At 67.2% G+C, this 8,508-nt stretch carries 8 protein-coding genes and 1 pseudogene; 4 read left to right on the forward strand and 5 right to left on the reverse strand.

Going from position 1 to position 8,508, the window contains the following annotated elements; all coding sequences use genetic code 11:
- From AC1DYI_RS20165 to AC1DYI_RS20175, 3 genes and pseudogenes are all read right to left on the reverse strand, one after another.
- Positions 1 to 194, reverse strand: a pseudogene (locus tag AC1DYI_RS20165) (cbb3-type cytochrome c oxidase subunit I); the annotation flags it as partial.
- Positions 195 to 285: 91 nt separating this feature from the next.
- On the reverse strand, positions 286 to 1,281 hold the full coding sequence (locus AC1DYI_RS20170) for a cytochrome d ubiquinol oxidase subunit II (protein ID WP_477205916.1): 996 nt from the start codon (positions 1,279 to 1,281) through the stop codon (positions 286 to 288).
- Positions 1,282 to 1,351: 70 nt separating this feature from the next.
- A complete protein-coding gene (locus AC1DYI_RS20175; RefSeq protein ID WP_477205917.1) occupies positions 1,352 to 2,719 on the reverse strand; it encodes a cytochrome ubiquinol oxidase subunit I in 1,368 nt (455 codons plus the stop codon).
- Positions 2,720 to 3,018: 299 nt separating this feature from the next.
- Here AC1DYI_RS20175 and AC1DYI_RS20180 point away from each other — a divergent pair, with 299 nt between their 5' ends.
- The 3 genes from AC1DYI_RS20180 (at position 3,019) to AC1DYI_RS20190 (ending at position 4,884) form a co-directional block, all read left to right on the forward strand.
- Positions 3,019 to 3,456, forward strand: a complete 438-nt coding sequence (locus tag AC1DYI_RS20180; RefSeq protein WP_477205918.1) for a universal stress protein — start codon at positions 3,019 to 3,021, stop codon at positions 3,454 to 3,456.
- 62 nt (positions 3,457 to 3,518) lie between these two features.
- Entirely contained in the window at positions 3,519 to 4,184 is a 666-nt protein-coding gene (gene ureE, locus AC1DYI_RS20185) for an urease accessory protein UreE (protein ID WP_477205919.1), read from the forward strand.
- The gene (locus AC1DYI_RS20190; RefSeq protein WP_477205923.1) at positions 4,165 to 4,884 is read left to right on the forward strand and encodes an urease accessory protein UreF; all 720 of its coding nucleotides are present in this window, start codon (positions 4,165 to 4,167) and stop codon (positions 4,882 to 4,884) included. The genes ureE and AC1DYI_RS20190 overlap by 20 nt, the downstream gene beginning before the upstream one ends.
- 13 nt (positions 4,885 to 4,897) lie before the next feature.
- Here the strand turns inward: AC1DYI_RS20190 and AC1DYI_RS20195 are convergent, their stop codons facing one another.
- The gene (locus tag AC1DYI_RS20195; RefSeq protein ID WP_477205920.1) at positions 4,898 to 6,559 is read right to left on the reverse strand and encodes a hypothetical protein; all 1,662 of its coding nucleotides are present in this window, start codon (positions 6,557 to 6,559) and stop codon (positions 4,898 to 4,900) included.
- Between the two features lie 33 nt (positions 6,560 to 6,592).
- A complete protein-coding gene (locus tag AC1DYI_RS20200; RefSeq protein ID WP_477205921.1) occupies positions 6,593 to 7,384 on the reverse strand; it encodes a substrate-binding periplasmic protein in 792 nt (263 codons plus the stop codon).
- Between the two features lie 337 nt (positions 7,385 to 7,721).
- Between AC1DYI_RS20200 and ureG the strand changes: the two genes are divergently transcribed.
- Positions 7,722 to 8,360 (forward strand): urease accessory protein UreG, encoded by a 639-nt coding sequence (ureG, locus tag AC1DYI_RS20205; protein ID WP_477205922.1) that lies wholly within the window; start codon positions 7,722 to 7,724, stop codon positions 8,358 to 8,360.
- Positions 8,361 to 8,508: the final 148 nt, after the last annotated feature.

Below are 8,508 nucleotides of genomic sequence, written 5' to 3' on the forward strand. Positions count from 1 at the left end.
GCCTGCATCGAGTCCTGCGCGTCGCCGCCCAGCGCCGGGTCGTCGACCTGACCGATCTCACCGCGCGCGAAGATGATCGACGCGGCTTTCGGGTTCTCGACCAGCAGCCCTTCGCGCATCGACCAGATGAAGACGAACAGGCCGATGATCGACAGCACGAAGGCGCCCAACAAACTCAGGATTGCACTGTCCATCCGAGAGCCCCTGGTGATGAGACGTTGAGCATTCGCTGCAGGCGGGCAGTGTGCATCCGATCCACCTGCCTCGTCGAGTAGGCACCGACATTCAGCCGTAGCTCAAGGCCTTGGCCTTGCCGCTGAAGACACGGTAGGAAAAGACCGTGTAGCCGGCAATCGCCGGCACCGTGATCGCACAGCCGACCAAGATGAAGGCGAGCGACTTCGGCGCGCTGGCGGCCTGCCAGACCGTCAGCTTGTCCATCACCACATACGGAAACAGGCTGAACGCGAGGCCGATGGCGCCCATCAGGAACACGCCGATCAATGACACGAACGGCACCCAGCAGAGCTTGCCGGTGGCGTGGCGCGAGCGCAGAAAGGCCAACGCAACCACAAAGGCCACCAGCGTGATCAGCGGGATCGGCAGCAGCGCGATGAACTCGGGCATGCGGAACCAGCGCTCGCGCACCGTCTGGCTGACCAACGGTGTGGCGATCGAGATCAGCCCCATGCCGATGACCACCGGTGCCCAGGCCACGCGGGCCCAGTGCACGGCCCTTTGCTGCAGCGGCCCTTCGGTCTTGATGATCAGCCAGCAAGCGCCCATCAGCACATAGGCGGCGGGCAGCGCGAACGCGATCAGGCCGGCAAAGACCTGCGGCCACACACCGTCGGCAAAGCCGGTGATGTAGCGGCCCAGCATCCAGCCTTGCGCGATGGCCGTCAGGCTGGAGCCGACGATGAAGGCGCTGTTCCACAGCGGCTGGTGCTCGTCGCRCGCCTTGACCCGGAAGTCGAACGCCACGCCACGCAGCGTCAGGCCCAACAGCATCAGCGCGACCGGCAGGTACAGCGCGCTCAACACCATGCCGTGGGCCTTCGGGAAGGCGATCAGCAGGATGCCCACACCCAGCACCAGCCAGGTTTCGTTGGCGTCCCAGAACGGGCCGATGGACGCGATCATCAGGTCGCGTTCGTCTCGGTCGGCGCGGTGCATCAGCATGCCGACGCCGAGGTCGTAGCCGTCGAGGATCACGTAGATCAGCATCGCCATGCCCATCAGGCCAAGGAAGACGACTGGCATCCATTCAGCGCCGTTCATGGGTACTCCCTAGGTCCTGCGGACCGTCCCTCCGAGAGGGAATGAGCCTCTACGGGCGGCCGGGCGAGGCTCATGATGGCTCTCCTTGCGGTGCGTCCTTGATCGCCGCGGAAGGCGGCACCAGCGGCTTCTCGCTCATGTAGCGCAGCACCGTCACGTAGGCCACGATCAGGACCGCGTACAGCACCAGGTAGCCGGCCAAGGTCAGCGCGATGTAGGCCGGTGGCGTCGACGACGCGACGTCCGCCGTGCGCACCAGGCCGTAGACGATGAAGGGCTGGCGGCCGATCTCGGTGACGTACCAGCCGGCCACCGTGGCCACCCAACCCGAAAAGCTCATCAGCCGGATCACCTGCAGCCAAATGCGCGGCAGTCGCTGAGGTTGCCACTGCAGCCGCCGCAGCCACCACCAGCTGAGCCAGCTGACCGCGAGCATCGCCATGCCCATGCCGACCATGATGCGAAAGGCGAAGAACAGCGGCGCCACCGGCGGGTGGCTGCCTTCGAATTCATTCAAGCCCCGCAGTGCGCCATCACCATGGTGGGTCAGGATCAACGCCGCGCCGCGCGGCACTTCGATCGAGAACTTGTTGCTGCGTGTCTTCTCGTCCGGCCAGGCGAACAGCACCAGCGGCGCACCGCGTTCGCTGTGCCACAGCGCCTCCATCGCGGCCACCTTCTGCGGCTGGTGCTCCAGCGTGTTCAGGCCATGCTGGTCGCCGACGAAGATCTGCAGCGGGATCAGCACCGCCGCCACGGTGACCGCAGCGCGCATCACCTGCGCCGCGGCCGGGCTGGCCGTGCCCTGCAGGTAGCACAGCGCGGTAGCGCCGGCGATCAGGAAGCTGGTCGTCAGGCCTGAGGCCAGCAGCATGTGGGTCAGGCGGTACGGGAACGATGGGTTGAACAGCACACCCAGCCAGCTGTCGACGTGGAACTCGCCGTTGACGATGACGTGGCCGGTCGGCGTCTGCATCCACGAGTTCAGGCTCAGGATCCAGAACGCGCTGACCGTGGTACCAAACGCCACCAGCGCGGTCGCGATCAAGTGCATGCGCTCGGACACCCGGTCGGCGCCGAACAGCATCACGCCGAGGAAGGCGGCTTCGAGGAAGAACGCCGTCAGCACCTCGTAGCCCAGCAGCGGCCCGGCGATGTTGCCGACCTTTTCCATGAAGCCCGGCCAGTTGGTGCCGAACTGGAAGCTCATCGTGATGCCGCTCACCACGCCGAGCGCAAAGGTCAGCGCGAAGATCTTGGTCCAGTAGCGCCAGGCGACCAGCCAGCGCTCGTCGCGCGTGGCCAGCCAGCGCGCGCGGAAGAACAGCAGCCACCAGCCCAGGCCGATGCTGATGGTCGGGAACAGGATGTGGAAGGTGATGTTGGCGGCGAACTGCAGGCGCGCCAGCAGCAGCGGGTCCCAGGTGCTCGTGTCCATCGCGTCCGGTCCTTTTTTGTCGGATCTGGTCGGCTGTGACCGTCGCCGCCCGGCAGCATTCGTCGTTCCCTCGGTCGATCGATGCTGGCGGGCAGACCCTGCAGTGTGCCCAGCTTGGCGCTGCGGCGCATCCCCCGCCGCCAACCGGCCCGCGCCGGTCCCGACGCAGGTGCACCCGTGACGTATCCGTGAGGTATGTGTCACATCTGGGCGCTGCAACACCCCGGGCGCCGCTCAACTCACCCCGCCGGACGGTCGATAGGCCAAGAACGGACCGCGGTGGTCCCGAGGAGAGTGCGATGTCGTTCAAGAAGATCCTGGTCTCCACCGACCGGTCGGAACTGTCGAACAAGGCCATCCATGCCGCCATCGAGCTGGCGCAGGAGTCCGGCGCCAAGCTGGTCGCCGTCACCGTGGTCCGGCCCGACCCCTACGCCGGCATGGCCGGCCGCCAGAGCGAAGCCAGCGACAGCCACTTTGCCCGACAGCGCGTCCAGGCCGAAGAATGCCTGCACGACCTGCGCACCGCGGCCGAGAACGCCCACATCGAGTGCGACGTGCTGACCAAGGAAACCGACACCCCCTGGGAAGGCATCGTCGAGGCCGCCGAGGAAGAAGACTGCGACCTGATCGTGATGGCCACCCGCGCCCGCAGCATCTGGTCGACGTTGTGGAAGCGCAGCCAGATGCAGGCCGTGCTCGCGAATTCGAAGCGGCCGGTGCTGGTCTACCGCTGACCACGCGGGCCACGGCGGCCGCGGCTACCATCGGGGCATCCCAAGATCCCCGAGACAGCCGCATGTTGAATGTCACCAAACTGATGCCGCAAGGTCGCGGCCTGGCCGCGGCGCTGCTCAAGCGCGCCGCCACCGTCGAACTCGACTGGGACGTGCGGCAGAAAAGCCGCTTCGACGCCACCGACAGCCAGGGCCGCGCGCTGGGCGTGTTCCTGCCCCGCGGCCAGGTGGTGCGCGGTGGCGACGTGCTCGTGGCCGAAGACGGCAGCCTGATCGTCGTGCAGGCCGCTGCGCAACCGGTGCTCGAAGTGCGCGCCTGCGCCGAACACGGCACCCCGCTGGACCTGCTGCGCGCCGCCTACCACCTGGGCAACCGCCACGTGACGCTGGAAGTGCAGCCCGACCACCTGAAGCTCGAGCCCGACCATGTACTGGCCGACATGCTGCGCCAGCGCCACCTGATCGTGACCGAAACCCGAGGCGCCTTCGAGCCCGAGGGCGGCGCCTATGCGGCGACCGGCGCTCATGGGCATGGGCACGACCATGGGCACTCACACGACCATGCGCACGACCATGCACACGAGCATGGTCACGATCACGCGCATGACCACGGCCATGCCAAGAAGGCCGACGATCACAGCCACGACCATGGTCCCGAGCACGAGCACCAACACGGCCCCGGCTGCGGCCACGACCACGGTCACGGGCATGGCGGCCACCGGCACTGAGTCGCCCACGCCCAGCCCCTTGGCCGCCTCGACGCTGATGCGGCTGATGTGGCTGGCCTCGCCGGCCCTGCCGGTCGGCGGCTTCAGCTATTCCGAAGGCCTGGAGGCCGCTGTCGAGGCCGGCCATGTCCACGACGAGGCCAGCGCCGGCCGCTGGGTGCTGGACCAGCTGGCACTGGGTCTCGGCCGTGCCGACCTGCCGCTGTTGGCGCAGGCCTATGGCGCCTGGCAGTCAAGCGACCTGACGCGCGTCGCCGCCCTGAACGACTGGGTGCGCTGCACCCGCGAAAGCAGCGAGTTCCGCCAGCAAACCGAACAGATGGGCCGATCGTTGCACGACTGGTTGCGCCAGCGCGCACCGGGTGACGAGCGCGTGGCCTTCCTCGGCCAACTGTCCCCCGCCCCAACCTGGCCAGTGGCCTTTGCGCTGGCCGCGCTGCACGCTGGCGCCACAGCGCGCGAAGCACTCATCGCCTGTGCCTTCGGCTGGGCCGAGAACATGGTGCAGGCCGCGCTGAAAGCCGTGCCGCTGGGCCAGAGCGCCGGCCAGCGCATCCTCGATCAGGCCATCGAAGCGATCGGCCCGGTGGTCGACACCGCACTCGCCACGCCCGACGACGCACGCCAGGCCTTCACGCCCATGCTGGCGATCCAATCGGCGCAGCACGAGGCGCAGTACTCGCGCCTGTTCCGTTCGTAGCCCGCTCGGCTAGCTAGCCGTCGTCGCCGGATTTCCAGACCGCGAACAACACCTTGGTTTTCTGCCAGACCGACAGCCGCTCGTCGGACAGCACGTCGAGAAAGTCCGACAGGCGCTTGGACTTGCCGATCGTGTAGAAGGTCAGCAGCGTGGTCAACAAGAACACCGCGGCAAACAGCAAAACGCGCCGCGGCATCGGCGCATCGGCCTCGGCCAGCAGGTTCATGCCGAGAAAGCCGGTGGTCACCGTGCCGATCAGGCCGAACATCGTCACCACCGTCAGCCGCACCACCGTGTTGGCCTGGCGGCGCAGGCTGTCGGCGTCGAGGTACGAGTTCATCTCGGCGATGCGTTCCTTCACCTCGACATACAGCGTGTCCAGCCCCAGGTGACCGGCGGTCAGCTGGAACAGCGCCCGCGCCTGCGCCTGCTCGGCCAGCTCGTGGAACCAGTAGCGGTGGGTGAAGCGCAAGAAGCTCTCGAAGCAGCTGCGGATCTCGCGTTTGAAGCGCTTGACACTGTTGGCGTCGCGCACGTTCAACCGCCTGAGCGCCTCGGCCAGCCGGTCGCTGAACATCAGCAGCGACGCTTTCTGGAAATGAGCGATCAGGAAGATCATGAAATGCGGGTGGCGAAACTGCGCCAGCACGCCCCGGTCGCCGCAGCGAAAGAACGCCGCATCGGCCCGGCCCACGACCACCAGCGACCGACCGCTGCACATGTAGCGGGTGTCAGGCGCGGCCCCTTGCGGCGACCAGAAGCGGTCGTAGCAATGGCGTGATTCGAAGTCGGCCAGGTGGCACTCGGCATATGGCAACTCGCCTTCGCCGCCGGCACCGGTCACCAGACCTAAGCGAACGAAGTCCGACCGGGTCAACGCCCGCGGGTCGTCGATCGCCAGGTAGGCCATCGTCGGCATGCGGTAGTACTCGATCTGCCGGTAGCGCAGCTGGCCGGTCGCCCCCGAATGGTCGGGCACCAGCGGCTCGAGCAGCCAGGCCCAGTGCGAAGAGATGCGCGGCGAACGGTGCTCGGCCACATGGGCCAGGAAGGCCTCGCGTGAGCTGGCGTCGGACTGCGCCAGCACGCGCCCGTCGGCCGACAACCACTCGACGGCGAAGTGGCAGTGTTGCGGCAAGCCGGCCGCGTCCCAGCCGGGCGGGTAGGCGCGGCCGTTGCGGTAGAGCAGCTCTTGCGCCAGGCGCAATGGCAGTTGCTCGGCCGCGAACTCCACGTTCAGCAAGGCCACGTCGACATCGAAGAAGAAGTACAGGTCGACATGCACGACCCGCAGCTCGATCGGGTCGGCCCCAGCATGCGGCCAGACACGCGCATTCGTCACGTCGCGCCGGCGGAACACCCGCATCGGCGCGCCCTGCTCGTCGGCGTCAACCTGCGTGCGGCCCGCGCGGCCTTCGCCGTAAAGAAAGCGTTGAACGTAGGGCAGGAAGGTGACGAACTCGTTGTAGTGGCGCTCGTGGAACTGCGCAGGGTCGCCGGTGTACTCGTCGACTTGTTCCTTCCAGGGCGACGCGGCGCCGAGGTCACGCAGGCGTTGCCAGGGGGCACGCGCGTCGCCGTTGTCGCGGTCGGGCATCAGGCGCAGCGGCCACAGCAGCACCTGGCGCAAATGCCGGACGACGCTGTCGTTGGCCGGCGTGTCGACGGAGGGCATGCGGCGATTTTGCGCCGACCACCCGGCACCGCGTCAATGGCCAGCGGGCGTGACGCCGTAGCGGGCGGCGATCTCCCTCAGCTTGCCGGACTTGGCCACGGCATCCAGCGCCGCATCGAACTGCTGCGCCAGCTGCGGCGACACCTTCTTGCGCGACAGGCCGATGCTGTACTCGGCCTTGCTGACGATGCCAGCCACCTTCAGACCGGCAATGCGTTCCTGCTTGATCAGTTGGTTGCCGACGTCCACGTTGGCGATCGCGGCGCCGAGTTCACCGTAGCGCCGGCCGCCGAGTTTTCTCAGCAGGGTGGTGTTGTCGACCTCGACCACCGTGGTCAGGGTCGGCACAGACTGCGCGACGCCGTCCAGCGCCTTGGACGCCGCCGACGGGCCATAAGCGCCGACGGTGTAGCCGCTGAGGTCAGCCGGGACGTGGTACTTCAGCGTCGACGACTCGTGCACGAAAACGCCATAGGCCGACTCGATGATGGGCCGGCTGACGTAGAAGTGCTCCTCGCGCTCGGGGATCCGGGCGACAGCGTAGATCCCATCCACCTCGCCCTCTTCAGCAATCTTCAGCGCCCTGCGCCAGGGGTATATCTCGAGCTTGCAGGGCGCCTTGATCGCCTCACACACTGCCCGCAAGACATCCGACATCGGGCCTGCGGCGGCCCCGTTCTCTTCGTAGGTGAAGGGCGGGAACGGGTCCATCACGAAGGTCATCTCGCGGTTTTGTGCGGCGACTGGCCATGAGGGCAGCAGGGCTCCGGCCGCTATCGCGAGCAGCCAAGTCATGGCGCCGCGCACGGCCGTCAGCGCGGTCAACCATCGTCCTCGGCGAACAGGAGCACAAGCAAGTTCGGTCATGGCAGAACTGCCCATCGTCGGTGTGCGGCGAAGCGGGATGCCGGCCGCACCCAACACCAACGATTGTGCGCGCCTGGCGAAGGCCGATGCTGCTTTGCCAAGCCGCCAAGCGCAGCAACATCGCCGAAACACCGGCACCGGAACATGCGCCTTGTGCGGGTGGCGCGGTCGCCTCCGGTGCCCCCTCCCTCACCCGGGAGTGGCCAGCCCCCGCACACCTCTTCCTTCAGCGTTCAGGCACGCGACGTGCTTGCCATGACGAAGTGGCAATCCGCCGCTCTCTCGTTCTGCCGCCATGAACACTGCATCGCCCCGCCGCACCAAGCCCCTGCCCCCACTGCGCGTCGGCGTCGGCGGGCCGGTCGGCTCGGGCAAGACGACCCTGGTCGAGATGCTGTGCAAGACCATGCGCGAGCGTTGGGACCTGGTGGTCGTCACCAACGACATCTACACCAAGGAAGACCAGCGCCTGCTGACGGTCGCCGGCGCGCTGGAACCCGAGCGGATCATGGGCGTCGAGACCGGCGGCTGCCCGCACACGGCCATCCGCGAAGACGCGTCGATCAACCTCGAAGCCGTCGACCGCATGCTCGACCGTTTCCCCGACGCCGACATCGTCTTCATCGAATCGGGTGGCGACAACCTGGCCGCCACCTTCAGCCCCGAACTGTCCGATCTGACGATCTACGTAATCGACGTGGCGGCGGGCGAGAAGATCCCGCGCAAGGGCGGCCCCGGCATCACCAAGAGCGACCTGTTCGTGATCAACAAGACCGACCTGGCGCCCTATGTGGGAGCTGATCTGTCGGTGATGGAGGCGGACACGAAGCGCATGCGGGGGGCGAAGCCGTTTGTGATGACGAATTTGAAGACGCGCGCTGGGCTGGCCGAGGTTGTCGAGTTCATCGAGCGCAAGGGTTTGCTGACGGCGTAGGCAGACTGGCGATTCGCACCGCTGGGCGCGTCTCGGCGAGGAGAAGGGTCCGTCCCTCTTCGCGTTAGACGCTCCTCACGACGGACCCCCTCCCCTCGCTGCCGCCGTCGGTGGCGTGGCAGCGCGTTCGGCTGGCCACCCGGTTGAT

The sequence above is a fragment of the Ideonella sp. P3_A4 genome, from assembly GCF_056403075.1.